Raw genomic sequence first — 17,493 nt, forward strand, 5'->3', positions numbered from 1 at the left:
TGGGGCCGGTCCCACCCACCGGTCCCACCCCACCGGTCCCACCCCACCGGCGGCGCGCGGAGGCGGCGCCGGTGGGAATACACCTGTCCGGCAGCCGCTTCGCCCTGACAGGAGGTCTTCACCATGAACGCACAGGACGACCAGGACACACCGGACCCGCAGGCACCGGACCCCGCCGACCCCGCCGAGTACCGCGTCGAGCACGACTCGATGGGTGAGGTACGGGTCCCGGCCCACGCCAAATGGCGGGCCCAGACGCAGCGCGCCGTGGAGAACTTCCCCATCTCGGGCCAGCGGCTGGAGCACGCGCACATCGCCGCCCTCGCCCTGGTCAAGGCCGCCGCCGCCCGGGTGAACGCCGAGCTCGGGGTGATCGGCGAGGACGCCGCCGAGGCGATCCGGGGCGCGGCGGCCGAGGTCGTCCAGGGCCGCTGGGACGAGCACTTCCCGGTGGACGTCTTCCAGACCGGCTCCGGCACCTCCTCGAACATGAACATGAACGAGGTGCTCGCGACGCTGGCCACCGAGCGGTTGGGCCGCCCCGTCCACCCGAACGACCACGTCAACGCCTCGCAGTCGTCCAACGACGTCTTCCCCTCCAGCATCCACATCGCCGCGACCGCCGCCGTCACCGGCGAGCTGATCCCGGCCCTGGAGCACCTCGCGGTCTCCCTGGAGCGCAAGGCGGACGAGTTCGCGACGGTCGTGAAGTCGGGCCGTACGCACCTGATGGACGCCACCCCCGTCACCCTCGGCCAGGAGTTCGGCGGCTACGCGGCCCAGATCCGGTACGCCGTGGAGCGCCTCGCCGCCTCGCTGCCGCGCCTGGCCGAGCTGCCCCTGGGCGGTACGGCGGTGGGCACCGGCATCAACACGCCGCCCGGCTTCTCCGCCGCCGTCATCGCCGAGGTAGCCCGCGCGACCGGCCTGCCGCTCACCGAGGCCCGCAACCACTTCGAGGCGCAGGGCGCGCGCGACGGGCTGGTGGAGACCTCGGGCCAGCTCCGTACCCTCGGCGTGTCCCTCACCAAGATCGCCAACGACCTGCGCTGGATGGCCTCGGGCCCCCGTACCGGCCTGGGCGAGATCTCCCTGCCCGACCTCCAGCCCGGCTCCTCGATCATGCCCGGCAAGGTCAACCCGGTGATCCCGGAGGCCGTGCTGATGGTCGCGGCCCAGGTGACCGGGAACGACGCGACGGTCGCCGCGGCCGGGGCCGCCGGCAACTTCGAGCTGAACGTGATGCTCCCGGTGATCGGCAAGAACCTCCTGGAATCGGTACGGCTCCTCACCAACGTGTCCGTGCTGCTCGCGGACCGCACGGTCGACGGCGTCACGGCCCACGTCGAGCGGGCGCGCGCGTACGCCGAGTCGTCCCCGTCCGTCGTCACCCCGCTGAACAAGTACATCGGGTACGAGGAGGCCGCGAAGGTCGTCAAGCGGTCGCTGGCCGAGCGGCGGACGATCCGTGAGGTCGTGCTGGACGCGGGGTACGTGGAGCGCGGTGACCTGACGCTGGAACAGTTGGACGAGGCGCTGGACGTCCTGCGCATGACGCGCCCGTGATCCGAACCGTGACCGGGCGTCCTGGTCGCGCTCCCACCCCGACCGGCCGTCAGGTCTAAGCTCTGCCCATGACAGACACGGCAACGATCGGGCGTTGGGCGCCCGGCACCCAGATCCTGTGGCGGTACCGGCAGAACGCCGCGGACCACGTCCACATCTGCCGCCCTGTCACGGTCGTCCAGGACACCGACGAGCTGCTCGCGGCCTGGCTGGCGCCCGGTACGCCGTGTGTGAAGCCGGTCCTCTCCGACGGCACACCCGTCCACCACGAGCCGCTGTCCACCCGCTACACGAAGCCGCGCACGGTGGTGCGCGACCGGTGGTACGGCATGGGCGTGCTCAAGCTGGCCCGCCCCGGGGACCCCTGGTCGGTGTGGCTGTGGTGGGAGCGGGGCTGGCGGTTCCAGAGCTGGTACGTGAACCTGGAGGAGCCGCGCACCCGCTGGGCCGGGGGCGTCGACTCGGAGGACCACTTCCTGGACATCGACGTCTATCCGGACCGTACGTGGCGGTGGCGCGACGAGGACGAGTTCGCCCAGGCGCAGCAGGACGGCCTGATGGATCCCGGCCAGGCGCGCCGGGTCCGGGAGGCCGGGCGGGCGGCGCTGGAGCTGATCGGCGCCTGGGGCACCCCGTTCAAGGACGGGTGGGAGCACTGGCGCCCCGACCCGGCGTGGCAGGTCCCCGAGCTGCCCGCGGACTGGGACCGTCCGCCGGCCCCGGCGTGGGCCGAGCGGGAGCAGTTGAGGACCGGGGCCGCCGACCGGGACGCGCGGTGAGCGTCCCCGGCGCGGACCGGCGGCAAGGGCGGATTCCGGCCCGATCGCGGGGCCGGGCAGCCGCCCGATCGCGGGGCTGGGCAGCCGCCCGCACAGGTCCCGGGCGCCCGCCGCGCACGGGTCGTCAACTTCCGGCGGGGCACGGCCGATCCCGGCCCCCGACCGCACCCCGCCCCGGCGCCCCGGTGGTGATCGACGCCCCCGACGGAGTGAATCTCCGGCGGAAGCCGGAGGAGCGGATCCGCATCGTCCACGCTGGGTCCGTGGCCCCGGCCGGGCAGCTGGGCGGCTTCCGGGGGCGCGGCCGCACCGAGACCCCGGGTAACTCACCCCCCTACCGCTGGAGTGACCAATTCCGGTCCGTGGATCGCGCTTTTCCGCATCTGGCCCCATGAGACTCTTGTTACGACCACAGGCTTCAAACGTAGGATCGTCCTCCGCGAGGCAGCACCCGCTCAACGGTTCCGCGGAGCGCGACCTGACCGCACGTCATCACGACCGCACATCACTACGAGGGGATGGAGCCATGTGTGTCGGGCATCGCTCCGTCCGGTCGTACGCGCACGAACCACGAGCCGATCCACGAAGATCGACCGGACAGGACCCAGTCGAAGCGATCGCATCGCACCACCGGCCCGGACGGACGGAATCCCACGCGTGACGGAGCATCCCACCTCCCACGAAGGCCGGCAGCCCCTGGTTGCCAGGCCGCAGGAACGCGCGCGGCCGCGGCAGGAGGCGGCGGCGGGAGCCGCCGCCGTGCCGGGACCCGCGCTGCCCCCCACGACGCCGCTCGACCCCACGGGGACCGCGCGGCGCGAGGGCGACCGGCTGCGCTTCGTGGGAGCGGCCACCCGCCGGATCGCCCGCGGCATAGACCTGGACGAGATCGTCCTCGGCCTGTGCCGGGCGACGGTGCCCACCTTCTCCGACGCGATACTCGTCTATCTGCGTGATCCGCTGCCCGTCGGCGACGAGCGCCCGATCTCGCCGTTCGTCCTGCGGCTGCGCCGCACGGACCGGCTGCGCCTCACCGACGGCCGCATCGACTCCGAGGGGACCTTCCTCGGCGGGATCCCGGACCGGATCGCCGAGGGCGACCTGCTGCCGGTCCTGGACCCGCAGTCCGACGCCCTGCCCGCGGCCGAGCTGTGCGAGGTGCTGTCGGGCGGCGCGCTGTCCGAGGTGCTGCGCGGGGTCCGCCCGGTCTTCGGCGACTCCGCGGCGGCCAGGGCGGCGCTGCCGGAGCTGCTGGGCGCCGACCGGACCGTACCGACCGGGCACCGCGCGATCCTCGCGCCGCTGCGCGGGCGGCGGCGGGTCATCGGGGCCGCGGTGTTCCTGCGCAGACCCGACCGGGCGGCGTTCGAACCGAACGACCTGCTGGTCGCCGCGCAGCTCGCCACGCACACGGCGCTGGGCATCGACAAGGCGGTGCTGTACGGGCGCGAGGCCTACATCGCGGACGAGCTCCAGCGCACGATGCTCCCGGAGAACCTGCCGCAGCCGACCGGCGTACGGCTCGCCTCCCGCTACCTGCCCGCCGCCGAGACGGCCCGGGTCGGCGGCGACTGGTACGACGCCATCCCGCTGCCCGGCAGCCGGGTGGCGCTGGTCGTCGGTGACGTCATGGGCCACTCCATGACGTCCGCCGCGATCATGGGGCAGCTCCGGACGACGGCGCAGACCCTCGCGGGGCTCGACCTGCCGCCGCAGGAGGTGCTGCACCACCTGGACGAGCAGGCGCAGCGGCTGGGCACGGACCGGATGGCGACGTGCCTGTACGCGGTGTACGACCCGGTCTCGCACCGGATCACGATCGCCAACGCCGGCCACCCGCCGCCCATACTGCTGCACCTGGGCGGCCGGGCCGAGGTCCTGCGGGTGCCGCCGGGCGCGCCGATCGGGGTCGGCGGTGTCGACTTCGAGGCCGTCGAGCTGGACGCGCCGGCCGGTGCGACGCTGCTCCTCTACACGGACGGGCTGGTCGAGTCCCGGCTGCGGGACGTCTGGACCGGCATCGAGCAGCTGCGGGAGCGGCTGGCGGCGACGGCCCAGCTGACCGGGCCCGACCACGCCCCGCCCCTGGAGGCGCTCTGCGACGACGTGCTCGACGTGCTCGGGCCGGGCGACCGGGACGACGACATCGCGCTGCTCGCGGCCCGCTTCGACGGGATCGCGCCGAGCGACGTCGCGTACTGGTTCCTGGAGCCGGAGGACGCGGCGCCGGGGCGGGCGAGGCGGCTCGCGCGGCGGGCGCTGGCGCGCTGGGACCTGGAGGAGCTGAGCGACTCGGTCGAGCTGCTGATCAGCGAGGTCGTGACCAACGCGGTGCGGTACGCGGAGAGACCGGTGACGCTGCGGTTGCTCCGTACGGACGTACTGCGGTGCGAGGTCGGGGACGACTCTCCGCAGCTGCCCCGGCAGCGGCGGGCCCGGGACACCGACGAGGGCGGCCGGGGACTGTTCCTGGTCAACCGCCTGGCGCGGCGCTGGGGGGCGACCCGGTTGTCGACCGGCAAGGTCGTGTGGTTCGAGATCGCGACGGGTCCCTGAGGCCGCGGCGGGACGGGCGGGAGCGGGACAGCGATATATCGGGCGAAACGGTCGATGGAGCGCTCGGGTGGGCAATAGGGGACAAATGTTGCCGACGGGGTGTCGCGGAGGTTCACTGGGGCAGGCGGCCGATGTGACCGCTGCCATGTCCGAGGTCACCCCGGCCCCCCGGGCCCTCTATCGACGGGAGGACGCTCGTGTCCGAGTCATCTCCTCAGACTCCTTTCACGACCAACAACGTCGGCATCCCGGTGGAGAGCGACGAGCACTCGCTCACCGTCGGCTCCGACGGCCCGATCCTGATGCAGGACCACTACCTCATCGAGAAGATGGCCCAGTTCAACCGTGAACGGGTCCCCGAGCGGGTGGTCCACGCCAAGGGTGCGGGCGCGTACGGCTTCTTCGAAGTGACGAACGACGTCAGCCAGTTCACCAAGGCGGACCTGTTCCAGCCCGGCCGGCGGACGGACATGCTCGCCCGCTTCTCGACGGTCGCCGGCGAGCTCGGCTCGCCCGACACCTGGCGCGACCCCCGCGGCTTCGCACTGAAGTTCTACACGGAGCACGGCAACTACGACATGGTCGGCAACAACACGCCGGTCTTCTTCGTGCGCGACCCCATCAAGTTCCAGGACTTCATCCACTCGCAGAAGCGCCACCCGGCCACCGGGCTGCGCAACAACGACATGCAGTGGGACTTCTGGACCCTGTCCCCCGAGACGGCGCACCAGGTGACCTGGCTGATGGGCGACCGGGGCATCCCCAAGTCGTTCCGCCACATGAACGGGTACAGCTCGCACACGTACATGTGGATCAACGGCGCGGGCGAGCGCTTCTGGGTGAAGTACCACTTCAAGACCGACCAGGGCATCGACTACCTCTCCCAGGCCGACGCGGACCGGATGGCGGGCTCCGACGCCGACCACCACCGCCGCGACCTGTACGAGGCGATCGCCTCGGGCGACGCGCCGACGTGGACCCTCAAGGTCCAGGTCATGCCGTTCGACGACGCGGCGGACTACCGCTTCAACCCGTTCGACCTGACCAAGGTGTGGCCGCACGCGGACTACCCCCTGATCGACGTCGGCCGGATGACGCTCGACCGGAACCCGGACAACTTCTTCGTCCACATCGAGCAGGCCGCCTTCGAGCCGTCGAACCTGGTGCCGGGCATCGGCCCCTCCCCGGACAAGATGCTGCTCGGCCGGCTCTTCTCGTACCCGGACACGCACCGGTACCGGATCGGCCCGAACTACACGCAGCTGCCGCCCAACCGGGCCCGCTCGCAGGTGCACTCGTACTCCAAGGACGGCCCGATGCGGTACGAGGCGTCCGACGCCGCCATGCCGTACGCGCCGAACTCGTACGGCGGCCCCGCGGCCGACCCGGCGCGCTTCGGCGGTCCGGCGGGCTGGGCCTCGGCGGGCGACATGGTGCGCGAGGCGTACAAGCTGCACAGCGAGGACGACGACTGGGGCCAGGCGGGCACCCAGGTCCGCCAGGTGCTGGACGACGCGCAGCGCGACCGGCTGGTGTCGAACGTGGCCGGGCACCTGACGCAGGGCGTGTCCCGGCCGGTGCTGGACCGGGCGCTCCAGTACTGGCGCAACATCGACAAGAACGTGGGCGACCGGATCGCCCACAAGGTCAACGGCGGCTGACGGGTCGCGCGCACGGGAGCGGGGCGGGCCTTCGAAGGCCCGCCCCGCTCCCGTGCGCGCGGTGATCGCGGGACGGTCAGCCGCGCGGCGCGTCCGGCGGCCCGAACGGGTCGAAGGACTCGTCCGGCGGCGTGATGGGCGTCGTGATCGGCGGGGACTGGGTCGGGGTCTCCGACGGGCTCTCGGTAGGCGGCGGGGGCGGGGTGGTCGGGGTCTGCGTCGGGGGCTCCGGCGGCTTCGTGGAGTGGCTGGGCGTCGGGGTCGTGACGGTCGGCGTCGGCGTGGACAGGGTCGGCGTGGGGGTCGGCGTCGGCTTCTCCCGTACCGGCTTCTTGTAGTCCAGGTCGAACGCCGCGTCCGAGCCGCCGTTCAGCGCGGCCAGGGTGTAGTCCGCCCAGATGCGGGCGGGGAAGCCACCACCGTTGGCGCGGCCCGAGTTGGCCGTACCGGTCAGGGTGACCTGGGTGCCGCCCTTGGGTGACTCGCCGAACAGCGCCACCGCCGTGGTGAGTTGCGGGGTGTACGCGACGAACCACGCCGACTTGTTGTTCTCCGAGGTGCCGGTCTTGCCCGCCGCCTGGTACGCGTCGGTCCTGGCCGCGCTGCCCGAGCCGTTGGCGACCACGCCCTGGAGGACATGGGTCACGGTGTCCGCCGTCTGGCGGCTGAGGACCTGCTTGCCGATCGGGTCCGGCAGCTTGACCAGGTTGTTCTTGTGCTCGGCCGACTTGAGGATGGCCGGTGTGACCTTCCTGCCGTGGTTGTCGAGCGTCGCGTAGACACCCGCCATGTCCCACGTGGAGGCGTCCATCGTGCCCAGCGAGATCGCGGGGCGCTCGGGGAAGCTGTTCGCGACGTCCGTCATGCCGAGGTCCAGCGCGGTCTGCTTCACCTTGGCGGGGCCGACGTCCACGACCATCTGCGCGAAGACGGAGTTGATGGAGTCGCTCATCGCCTTCTGGACGTCGACGGGCCCGTAGCTGTGGTTGTCCTCGTTCTCCGGGGCGAACGGCGTGTCACTGCCCTTGACGGGGCGCTTGCTGGTGCCGTCGTAGATCGTCCCGGTGTCGATCGTCTTGCCGTCCTGCGTCTTCGCGCCGTTCTCCAGCGCGGACGCGAGCACGACCGGCTTGAACGTGGAGGCCGGCTGGTAGTCCTGACGGGTGGCGTTGGATATCCAGTGCTCGGTCGCGCCCACGCCGCCGTAGAGCGCGAGCACCTTCCCGGTCTTCGGGTCGACGGACGTCGCGCCCGCCTGGACCGTGGCGTCGGTCTTGTTCTTCTTGCGGTCGATCTTGGCCTCGAGCTGCTCGTCGACCGACTTCACCAGCTCCCGCTGCTTCTTCCGGTCGATGTTGAGCGTGATCGTCCAGCCGCCCGCGTCGATCCGCTCCTTGTCGACGCCCTGGCGGACCAGTTCATCGTTCGCCGCCTGGACCAGGTACCCGGTCTGCCCCTCCATGCCGGGCGCGGCCTTCGGCTCGTGCGGTACGGGGAACTTGAGGCCCGCGCGGACGGACGGGTCCAGCCAGTGCTGCCCGACCATGTTGTCGAGGACGTAGTTCCAGCGGGCCGTCACCAGCTTCTTGCCGAGCGGCGTGGCCTCGGCCCAGTCGTACTGGCTGGGGGCCTGGAGCAGCGCCGCGAGGTACGCGCCCTGCGCGACGTTCAGCTTGGCGGCGTCGATGCCGTAGTACGCCTGCGCGGCGGCCTGGATCCCGTACGCGGTGCGCCCGTAGTAGCTGGTGTTGATGTAGCCGGCGAGGATGTCGTTCTTGCTCAGCTTGCGGTCCACCTTCAAGGAGATGACCAGCTCCTTGAGCTTCCGCGAGACCGTCTGGTCCTGGGTGAGGTAGTAGTTCTTGACGTACTGCTGGGTGATCGTCGAGCCGCCCTGCTTGCCCTTGCCGGACAGCGTGTTGATCAGTCCCCGGGCCGTGCCCCTGAAGTCGACGCCCGCGTCCTGGTAGAAGCTCTTGTTCTCGGCGGCGACGAAGGTCCGCTGGACCGGCTGCGGGATCTCCTCCAGCCCGACGATCTCGCGGTTGACCTCGCCGGTGCGGGCCAGGACCGTACCGTCGCTGTACTTGTACACGTTGCTCTGCATCTGGGCCTGCGCGTTGGCGTCCGGCACGGACACGGTCAGGTACAGCACGACGAACGCGCCCATGGCGAGCAGGCAGAGGCCGAAGAACGTGCCGAGCATCTTCTTCCATGTGAAGAGCCGGCGTATGCCGCTCTTCCTCGGCTTGGGCGCCCGGCGGGTTCCGCGTTGCCGGGCCCGTCTCTCGTCAGCACGGCCCATCGTCGTGTCGCTCCGCTCCCGGATCATGTCGTTGATCTTGTCGTTTCATCGGCTTTCGCCTGAATCAGCTCAGAAAGCTAACATCCGACCCTGTGACAAAGACCGTTGATCCATTCTTTTGGGACGTGAGAATCAGCACCCGTGTCACCGAAACCGACTCATGAGGGTTACGGAAGGTTGTGGAGCGTTTCCGTCTGTGTGCCCGCTGTGCCACCATCGGTGACGAAACGAAGCCCCCGGAAGCCCCGAAGGACTCCAAAAGGGACTTCCACCCCCCACAAGGAGTGCGTGTGCTCACTGTTGGTGACACGTTCCCGTCGTTCGAACTGACCGCTTGCGTCTCCCTGGAGAAGGGCGCGGAGTTCGAGGAGATCAATCACAAGACCTACGAGGGCAAGTGGAAGATCTTCTTCGCCTGGCCGAAGGACTTCACCTTCGTGTGCCCGACCGAGATCGCCGCCTTCGGCCGGCTGACCGGCGAGTTCGCCGACCGTGACGCGCAGGTGCTCGGGTTCTCGGGCGACTCCGAGTACGTGCACCACGCCTGGCGCAAGGACCACCCGGACCTGCGGGACCTGCCGTTCCCGATGCTGGCCGACTCCCGGCACGAGCTGATGCGCGACCTGGGCATCGAGGACGCGGAGGGCTTCGCGCGGCGCGCGGTGTTCGTCGTCGACCCGTCCGACGAGATCCAGTTCAGCATGGTGACGGCCGGCTCCGTGGGCCGTAACCCCAAGGAGGTGCTGCGGGTGCTCGACGCCCTCCAGACCGACGAACTGTGCCCCTGCAACTGGAACAAGGGCGACCGGACCCTCGACGCCGCCGCGCTCCTCTCGGGAGAGTGATCCACCATGTCACTGGACGAACTCAGGTCCGCCATACCGGACTACGCCAAGGACCTGCGGCTGAACCTCGGTTCCGTCATCGGCAACAGCGAACTGCCCGAGCAGCGGCTCTGGGGCACGGTCCTGGCCTGCGCGATCGCCTCCCGCTCCCCGCAGGTGCTGCGCGCGCTGGCGCCCGAGGCGAAGGCCCGGCTGTCCCCGGAGGCGTACACGGCGGCGAAGTCGGCCGCCGCGATCATGTCGATGAACAACGTCTTCTACCGGACCCGGCACCTGATGTCGGACCCCGGGTACGGGATGCTCCGGGCCGGCCTGCGGATGAACGTCATCGGCAACCACGGGGTGGAGAGCGCCGACTACGAGTTCTGGTCGCTCGCCGTCTCCGCCGTCAACGGGTGCGGCCAGTGCCTCGACTCGCACGAGGAGGCACTCCGCAAGGCGGGCGTGGACCGCGAGACCGTCCAGGAGGCGTTCAAGATCGCCTCGGTGGTCCAGGCGGTGGCCACGACGCTGGACGCGGAGGCGGTGCTGGCGGAGGTGGAGTGAGCGGGCGGGGCGGGGGTACGGGCCGGGCGTCCGGCCGGGCACCCGCCCCGGTCACTTCTTGAGCGTGGCCATCAGGTCCTTCATGTCCTCGACCATCAACGGCTCGCTCCCCGAGAGGTCGACGGCCTCCGGCAGCTTCAGCTCGCCGGTGACGGGGTCCTCCTCGCCCGAGACCACACCGTTGACCACGAGGCTCAGCTCGACCTGGCCGTCCAGGACCCGGAGCTCCCTGCCCTCGCCCTCGACGTCGGTCAGGAAGTAGGCGCGCTCCCCCAGACCCGTTACCCGCCGCGCCCTGTGGTCGGTGACGTACCCCGGGGTCGGGGAGGTGATCGAGGCGTCGAACTCCGGTTCCGGGTCGGTCACCTTGTGCCGGGTGTACGCGAGCTGGACGGAGGCGTACGCCGCGGCGTTCTCGCCCTCCGCACGGGGGTGCGTCAGGTCGACCGTGCAGACGGCGTGCTCCACCTCGGGCCGCACGTCCACCTGGTGGCTGCCCGTGCCTTCCGGTTCCCCGTACGCCGCGCGCAGCGCGGACAGTTTCGCGTCCTCGCACAGCTCACGGCTGACCCGGTACCCCCGCAGGTCGGGTACGGCCTGGCTCTCCGCGTACGCCCAGGCGCCCCAGACGGCGGACGCGGCCAGCGCGCCGCCGCACGCCCACAGCCAGGGGCGCAGACGCGCGAGGGCGTCCCGGTCACCGCCGTCAGCGCCGTCGGCGCCGTCACCGCCGTCCCTTCCGTGGCTGCCGTCACCAGCTGCGCCCGCCTTCCCAGCGGCCGTGCCGGAGCCCGGCGTTTCCCGGCCGGGCGGCCGGGGGTCGTCGTCGACGAGTTCGAGGTCGGAGATCATTCCTGTCCCGCCAGGGTGTCCGTCGCGACAGGGGCCGGCGCGGGCACGGGTGTCACCGGCCGCTCCGGTGGTGCGGGCGGCTCCGCCTCGGGGCCGTCCGCCGGTGCCGGCGGTTCGGCCGCCGCGGACGCCTGGCGCAGCGCCTGTTCCTGGCTGTACGAGCGGAGGTAGCCGACCACGGTGTTGGTCACCGCGACCAGCGGAACCGCCACCACGGCTCCCCCGATGCCCGCGACGAGCCCGCCCGCCGCGACCGACAGGACCACGGCGAGCGGGTGCACCCGTACCGCGCGGCCCAGGATGAACGGCTGGAGGATGTGCCCCTCGATCTGCTGCACGGCGAGGACCACGGCCAGCACCATCAGGGCCGTGAAGACGCCGTCGGTGACCAGAGCGACCACCACGGCCAGGGCGCCCGAGATCACCGCGCCGACGAGCGGGATGAACGCGCCGAGGAAGATGAAGACGGCCAGCGGCACGGCCAGCGGGACGTCGAGGAAGTAGAGGCCGAGGCCGATGAAGACGGCGTCGATCAGGGCCACCAGGACCGTGCCGCGCACATAGGCGGTCAGGGTGTGCCAGGCACGCGGCCCGGCCCCCGCGACCCCTTCGCGCGCCTGCGCCGGGACGAGCTTCAGGGTCCAGCGCCAGATGCGCTTGCCGTCGTACAGGAGGAACAGCGTCGAGAACATCGCGAGCAGCGCGCCGGTCAGGAACTCGACCATCACCGTCACGCCCTGGAGGCCGGCGGAGGTGATCTCCTCGGTGTTCGTGCCGACCGCGTCGCTCAGGTTGTTCGCGATGTCGTTGATCTGCTTCTCGGTGACGTGGAACGGGCTGTTGAGCAGCCAGCGCTTCAGCTCGTCGATGCCGTCCGTGACCCGGTTGGAGAGGTCGTCGAGGTTCTCCAGGACCTGCCACACCACGAACCAGCCGATGAGTCCCATCAGGACGAACCCGGCGATCGCGGTGAGGGCGGTGGCGACGCCGCGCGGCACGCCGAAGCGCTTGAGCCAGGCGACCGTCGGCTGGAGCAGCGCGGTGATCAGCAGGGCGGCCGCGAAGGCGAGGACGACCAGTTGGACGGCGCTGATGACCCGCATGAGGACCCAGAGGGTGCCGGCCAGCACGAGCAGCCGCCAGGCCGCCTCACCGGCGACGCGGATGCCCCACGGTATGGCGGCGACGGGGTCGGGGCGGGCGGCGACGGCCGGGGCGTACGCGGGCGGCGGCGGGACGTTCTCCGGGGCGGGGGCCGGCAGGGGCGCGGACGCGGGCAGGTCGGCGGTGACGTCGTCCTCCGCTTCCGCCTCGACCTCGGCCTTGCGCCGGTCCAGGCGCTCCCCCATGTGGGTCAGTCCTGAACCTACGCGTCCCAGCCACCCCGGCACTCTTGACATGATGTGTCCTCTTCCCCCCGACTGTCTCCCCACGCGTCCCTCCGGGGGCCGTTCGAAACGACCGTACACGGGCGAAGCCCCCCACCGTAGGACGGTGAGGGGCCTCACAGGGTTGAGCGCGGGGCGGACGAGGTCCGGCTAGTACCAGTTGTTGGCCTGCCAGAACGACCAAGCGCCGCAGGGGCTCTCGTAGCGGTCGTTCATGTAGCCGAGGCCCCACTTGATCTGGGTGGCCGGGTTGGTCTGCCAGTCGGCACCGGCCGAGGCCATCTTGGAGCCGGGGAGCGCCTGGACGAGGCCGTACGCGCCGGAGGACGCGTTCTGGGCCCGGTAGTTCCAGGTGGACTCGTGGTTCACGATGTTGCTGAAGCACTGGAACTGGTCGGCCGGCACGATCTGCCGGGCGATCGCCTGGACCTGGGCGACGGTGTACGAGCTCTGCACGGTGGCGGAGAACGACGCGATGGAGTTGGCGGACTCCTTCTCCGCCTTCTCCTGCTTGGCCTTCTCCTCGGCGGCTTCCTTGGCCTTCTTGGCCTCGGCCGCCTTGTCCTCGGCCGCCTGCTTCTTGGCCGTGGCGTCCTTGGCCGCCTGGAGACGGGCGCTTTCCTCGGCCGACTTCTGCGCCGCCGTGTCGGCGGCCGATGCCTGGGCCTCGGCCTGCTGGGTCAGCGACGCGGTCTGGACCTGCGCCTGCTGGCCCGCGGGGATGTCTGCGAGGAGCGTCGTGTCGGCTGCGGTGGCCTCGAAGTTGTCGTCCGAAACCTGCGCGGTGGCGCCCGAGGCGACCCCCACGACTGCGCCGACGGTGGTGACCGCGGTGGCAGAAGCCACGGCGAACCCCCGGACCGAGATCCGGCTCACACGGTGTCCTTCCAGCATCGCCCGCATAGGTGACCTCGCGGACGCGATCGTGCCCCTGGCACTGGACTCCGCACTACTGGGTCACGGGAGACTCGGGCCCGACGGGCGATTCCCGCACGGGGATCGTCACTTGATGCTCGGGCGGCATGCGGCGGCAAGTGTGGAGTTGTCTGGTGCTGCACCTCTGGAGGTGCGGGTGTGCCGCATGCGGGGGCCTGACGGAAGCAAGACTCTGCCGGAAGCCGACGCCGCGAGGCAATTAATCGTTGCGTGGGATAGCTCACACCCCGTTTGCCCCAGGAGTTTTCAGGAAAAGCGCGCACGCAGCAGCGCCGCCCGGCTAAGCTCCTGGGCTTCGCCGGGCGGCGCCAACTGGGGTGATACGTACCTAGATCTGGCCGTCCTCCAGCATTTCGGTCACGAGCGCGGCGATCTCCGAGCGCTCGGAGCGGGTGAGGGTGACATGCGCGAAGAGCGGATGGCCCTTGAGCTTCTCGACGACCGCCACGATGCCGTCGTACCGGCCCACCCGCAGGTTGTCGCGCTGCGCGACGTCGTGCGTGAGCACCACCCGGGAGTTGGCCCCGATCCGGGAGAGGACCGTCAGCAGGACGTTCCGCTCCAGGGACTGGGCCTCGTCGACGATGACGAACGCGTCGTGCAGGGAACGGCCGCGGATGTGCGTGAGCGGCAGCACCTCCAGCATGCCGCGCCCGAGCACCTCCTCGATCACGTCACGGCCGGCGACCGCGGAGAGCGTGTCGAAGACCGCCTGCGCCCAGGGGCTCATCTTCTCGGCCTCGGAGCCCGGCAGATAGCCCAGCTCCTGGCCGCCGACCGCGTACAGCGGCCGGAAGACCATCACCTTCTGGTGCTGCCTGCGCTCCAGGACCGCTTCCAGGCCCGCGCAGAGGGCCAGCGCCGACTTGCCGGTGCCGGCCCGGCCGCCCATCGACACGATGCCGATGTCCGGGTCGAGGAGGAGGTCCAGGGCGATGCGCTGCTCGGCGCTGCGGCCGTGGATCCCGAAGGCCTCCCGGTCGCCGCGGACGAGCCGTACGTTGCCCTCCGGGGTGACCCGGCCGAGCGCCTTGCCGCGCTCGGACTGGAGCACCAGCCCGGTGTGCACCGGCAGGTCGCCCACCTCGGGCACGAAGACCGACTCCTCCGAGTAGAGGAGGTCGATCTGGTCGGCGGCGAGTGTCAGCTCGCTCATCCCGGTCCAGCCCGAATCGGTGATGGCGAGCTCGGCGCGGTACTCCTCGGCGAGGAGTCCGACCGACGACGCCTTGATGCGCAGAGGCAGGTCCTTGGAGACGACCGTGACGTCGTACCCCTCGGCCTGGAGATTCCGCGCGACCGCGAGAATCCGTGAGTCGTTGTCCCCCAGTCGGAAGCCGGCGGGCAGGATGCCGGGATCGGAGTGGTTGAGCTCGACACGGAGGCTGCCGCCCAGGTCGCCCAGCGGGATGGGGGCGTCGAGGCGGCCGAACCGGATGCGGAAGTCGTCCAGCAGGCGCAGGGCCTGCCGGGCGAAATACCCCAGCTCCGGATGGTGCCTCTTGGCCTCCAACTCCGTGATCACCACGATCGGCAGCACAACCTCGTGCTCGTCGAAGCGGGACATGGCGTTCGGATCGGCCAGCAGGACGCTGGTGTCGAGAACGTAGGTGCGCCGGTCAGGCATGCGGCGCTTCGAGCTTGTCACCACGGAAGGACGTACCCCCTCGGATGAGGTCGGGGTGCGACGGCGTCGCGGGCGGGTGGACCGGGCTGCGGACCCCATGCGCGGGCCGAGCTCCGGCCCTCCACGTCGCCCGTACGTCTGACCGTACGGTCGTCCTGGTGCAAAGGGCCTCCCGGGCGGACGGCCCCATGCCGTCCGCTGAGATGCGACATCCGCCCGGCAGCTGCTCCCGGAAGGCTTTCGGACGTCGACCTGGAAGCTGTATTCCCTGTTCCGCGCTCAGCCATGCCATGGCATATGACGGACGACGGGTGAACCTCGGGTGAAAAGGACGCGGGCCACGGGGGTACGGACCGGGCCTGACGGCGCTACCGGGGCGCGGAGGCCTTGGGCGGCAAGGGGCTCGCTCAGGTTCCGTAGCGGCGGTGACGGGCCGCGTAGTCGCGCAGGGCGCGGAGAAAGTCGACTTTACGGAAGGCCGGCCAGAAGACTTCGCAGAAGTAGTACTCCGAATGGGCGCTCTGCCAGAGCATGAAGCCGGAGAGACGCTGTTCCCCGCTGGTGCGGATGACGAGGTCGGGGTCGGGCTGGCCCCGGGTGTAGAGGTGCGAGGAGATCATGTCGGTGTCGACGATCTCGGCCAGCTCCTCGAAGGAGGTGCCCTTGCCCGCGTGGTCGATGAGCAGGGAGCGGACGGCGTCCGCGATCTCCTGGCGGCCGCCGTAGCCCACGGCGACGTTGACGAGTATTCCCTTGTTGCCGAGGGTGGCCTGCTCGGCCTCCTTGAGGATGATCTGGGTGCGGGCGGGGAGCAGGTCGAGCGTGCCCACGTGGTGCACCTGCCAGCGGCCGTCGGCGGCCAGCTGGCGGACCGTGTTCTCGATGATGCCGAGAAGGGGGACGAGCTCTTCCTCGGGGCGGTCGAAGTTGTCCGTGGAGAGCATCCAGAGGGTGACGACCTGGACGTCGGTCTCGGAGCACCAGCCGAGCAGTTCGAGGATCTTGCTGGCGCCCGCCTTGTGTCCTTGCTCGGCCGTACCGCCGGACGCCTTCGCCCAGCGACGGTTGCCGTCCAGGATGACGCCGATGTGCTTGGGCACCTGGTCGTGGTCGAGACGGCCTTCCACCCGGCGTGCGTAGAGCCTGTACACCAGGTCGCGCAGGTTCACTGAGTCCACCTCTCGATTCCGTGGGGACCGGCGCGTCCACTAAGTCCACTGACGGGATCCTGGGGCCGGCCCAGGGACCCCGAAGCCGTCACAGTACTGCGCGGGCACCACGGGCACCCAACCCGCTCTGTCACAACTCCGTGATAAGCAAGTATGTGTGACTGATTTCCCGTCTTACCCCGCAGCCGACGACCGGTACGACTCCATGGAGTACCGGCGCAGCGGTCGCAGCGGCCTCAAACTGCCCGCGATCTCGCTCGGCCTCTGGCACAACTTCGGTGACGACTACGCATTGGAGACACAGCGCTCGATCCTGCGCCGTGCCTTCGATCTGGGCGTCACGCACTTCGACCTGGCGAACAACTACGGTCCGCCGCCCGGCTCCGCCGAGCTGAACTTCGGCAAGATCTTCGGCCAGGACTTCAAGGGCTACCGGGACGAGCTCGTCCTGTCGACCAAGGCCGGCTACCGGATGCACGCCGGTCCTTACGGCGAGTGGGGGTCCCGTAAGTACCTGCTGTCCTCGCTGGACGCGTCCCTGTCGCGGATGGGCGTCGACTACGTCGACATCTTCTACTCGCACCGCCCGGACAAGGACACTCCTCTCGAGGAGACGATGGGCGCGCTGGCGTCCGCCGTGCAGCAGGGCAAGGCGCTGTACGTGGGGATCTCGTCCTACAAGGCGGCGGAGAGCGCCGAGGCGGCGCGCATCCTCAAGGAGATGGGTGTTCCGGCGCTCATCCACCAGCCGTCCTACTCGATGATAAATCGGTGGATCGAGGACGAGTCGCTCCTCGACACCCTGGAGCAGGCGGGGATGGGCTGCATCTCGTTCGTGCCGCTGGCCCAGGGCCTGCTGACGAACAAGTACCTCAAGGGGATCCCGGAGGGGTCGCGGGCCACGCAGGGCAAGACCCTGGACCCGCACCTGCTCTCCGACGAGGTCGTGCGGCGCCTGAACGGGCTGAACGACATCGCGGGGCGGCGTGGTCAGTCGCTGGCGCAGCTGGCGCTGAACTGGGTGCTCCGCGACCCGCGCATGACGTCGGCCCTGATCGGCGCGTCCAGCGTGAAGCAGCTGGAGGAGAACGTGGCCGCCCTGTCGGCGGCGCCGCTGTCCGAGGACGAGTTGGTCGAGATCGACACGTTCGCGGTGGACACCGAGGGCACGAACATCTGGGCCGGACGGAACTGACGGTCCGGACGCCCGGGCGGGGGCCGGGCGGGGTCCTGGGTGGGAGCGCGGGGCGGGGGCCTGAGCGA

The 17,493-nt window shown here is 70.5% G+C and carries 13 protein-coding genes; 7 read left to right on the forward strand and 6 right to left on the reverse strand.

Annotation, left to right across the window (positions count from 1 at the left end; all coding sequences use genetic code 11):
* The first annotated feature begins 123 nt into the window (after nucleotides 1-123).
* The 4 genes from HA039_RS11670 (at nucleotide 124) to HA039_RS11685 (ending at nucleotide 6,562) form a co-directional block, all read left to right on the forward strand.
* Complete coding sequence (locus HA039_RS11670) at nucleotides 124-1,566, forward strand: class II fumarate hydratase (protein ID WP_167027755.1); 1,443 nt, start codon at nucleotides 124-126, stop codon at nucleotides 1,564-1,566.
* A gap of 68 nt (nucleotides 1,567-1,634) precedes the next feature.
* Nucleotides 1,635-2,345, forward strand: coding sequence for a cytidylyl-2-hydroxypropylphosphonate hydrolase (fomD, locus tag HA039_RS11675; protein ID WP_167027758.1), 711 nt, complete (start codon nucleotides 1,635-1,637; stop codon nucleotides 2,343-2,345).
* Between the two features lie 657 nt (nucleotides 2,346-3,002).
* A complete protein-coding gene (locus HA039_RS11680) occupies nucleotides 3,003-4,901 on the forward strand; it encodes an ATP-binding SpoIIE family protein phosphatase (RefSeq protein WP_167027761.1) in 1,899 nt (632 codons plus the stop codon).
* A gap of 197 nt (nucleotides 4,902-5,098) precedes the next feature.
* Complete coding sequence (locus HA039_RS11685; RefSeq protein ID WP_167027764.1) at nucleotides 5,099-6,562, forward strand: catalase; 1,464 nt, start codon at nucleotides 5,099-5,101, stop codon at nucleotides 6,560-6,562.
* Nucleotides 6,563-6,638: 76 nt separating this feature from the next.
* Here the strand turns inward: HA039_RS11685 and HA039_RS11690 are convergent, their stop codons facing one another.
* Nucleotides 6,639-8,867, reverse strand: a complete 2,229-nt coding sequence (locus HA039_RS11690; protein ID WP_167036618.1) for a transglycosylase domain-containing protein — start codon at nucleotides 8,865-8,867, stop codon at nucleotides 6,639-6,641.
* Nucleotides 8,868-9,157: 290 nt separating this feature from the next.
* Between HA039_RS11690 and HA039_RS11695 the strand changes: the two genes are divergently transcribed.
* Nucleotides 9,158-9,712, forward strand: a complete 555-nt coding sequence (locus HA039_RS11695; protein WP_167027767.1) for a peroxiredoxin — start codon at nucleotides 9,158-9,160, stop codon at nucleotides 9,710-9,712.
* Between the two features lie 6 nt (nucleotides 9,713-9,718).
* A complete protein-coding gene (locus HA039_RS11700; RefSeq protein WP_167027770.1) occupies nucleotides 9,719-10,258 on the forward strand; it encodes an alkyl hydroperoxide reductase in 540 nt (179 codons plus the stop codon).
* Nucleotides 10,259-10,309: 51 nt separating this feature from the next.
* Here the strand turns inward: HA039_RS11700 and HA039_RS11705 are convergent, their stop codons facing one another.
* From HA039_RS11705 to HA039_RS11725, 5 genes are all read right to left on the reverse strand, one after another.
* Nucleotides 10,310-11,110: a hypothetical protein gene (locus tag HA039_RS11705; protein WP_167027773.1), complete on the reverse strand. Its 801-nt coding sequence runs from the start codon at nucleotides 11,108-11,110 to the stop codon at nucleotides 10,310-10,312.
* Nucleotides 11,107-12,510, reverse strand: a complete 1,404-nt coding sequence (locus HA039_RS11710; protein WP_167027776.1) for an AI-2E family transporter — start codon at nucleotides 12,508-12,510, stop codon at nucleotides 11,107-11,109. The genes HA039_RS11705 and HA039_RS11710 overlap by 4 nt, the downstream gene beginning before the upstream one ends.
* A gap of 138 nt (nucleotides 12,511-12,648) precedes the next feature.
* On the reverse strand, nucleotides 12,649-13,374 hold the full coding sequence (locus HA039_RS11715) for an aggregation-promoting factor C-terminal-like domain-containing protein (protein WP_167027779.1): 726 nt from the start codon (nucleotides 13,372-13,374) through the stop codon (nucleotides 12,649-12,651).
* Between the two features lie 388 nt (nucleotides 13,375-13,762).
* Nucleotides 13,763-15,085, reverse strand: a complete 1,323-nt coding sequence (locus tag HA039_RS11720) for an RNA 5'-3' helicase PhoH2 (RefSeq protein WP_167027782.1) — start codon at nucleotides 15,083-15,085, stop codon at nucleotides 13,763-13,765.
* Between the two features lie 383 nt (nucleotides 15,086-15,468).
* Complete coding sequence (locus HA039_RS11725) at nucleotides 15,469-16,230, reverse strand: isoprenyl transferase (protein WP_167036622.1); 762 nt, start codon at nucleotides 16,228-16,230, stop codon at nucleotides 15,469-15,471.
* A 157-nt stretch (nucleotides 16,231-16,387) separates the two neighbouring features.
* On the opposite strand from HA039_RS11725, the gene mgrA reads away from it, so the two are divergent.
* Entirely contained in the window at nucleotides 16,388-17,425 is a 1,038-nt protein-coding gene (gene mgrA / locus HA039_RS11730; RefSeq protein ID WP_167027785.1) for an L-glyceraldehyde 3-phosphate reductase, read from the forward strand.
* Nucleotides 17,426-17,493 lie beyond the last annotated feature (68 nt).

Origin of the sequence: Streptomyces liangshanensis (genome assembly GCF_011694815.1) — a bacterium.
Classification (GTDB): Bacteria; Actinomycetota; Actinomycetes; order Streptomycetales; family Streptomycetaceae; genus Streptomyces; species Streptomyces liangshanensis.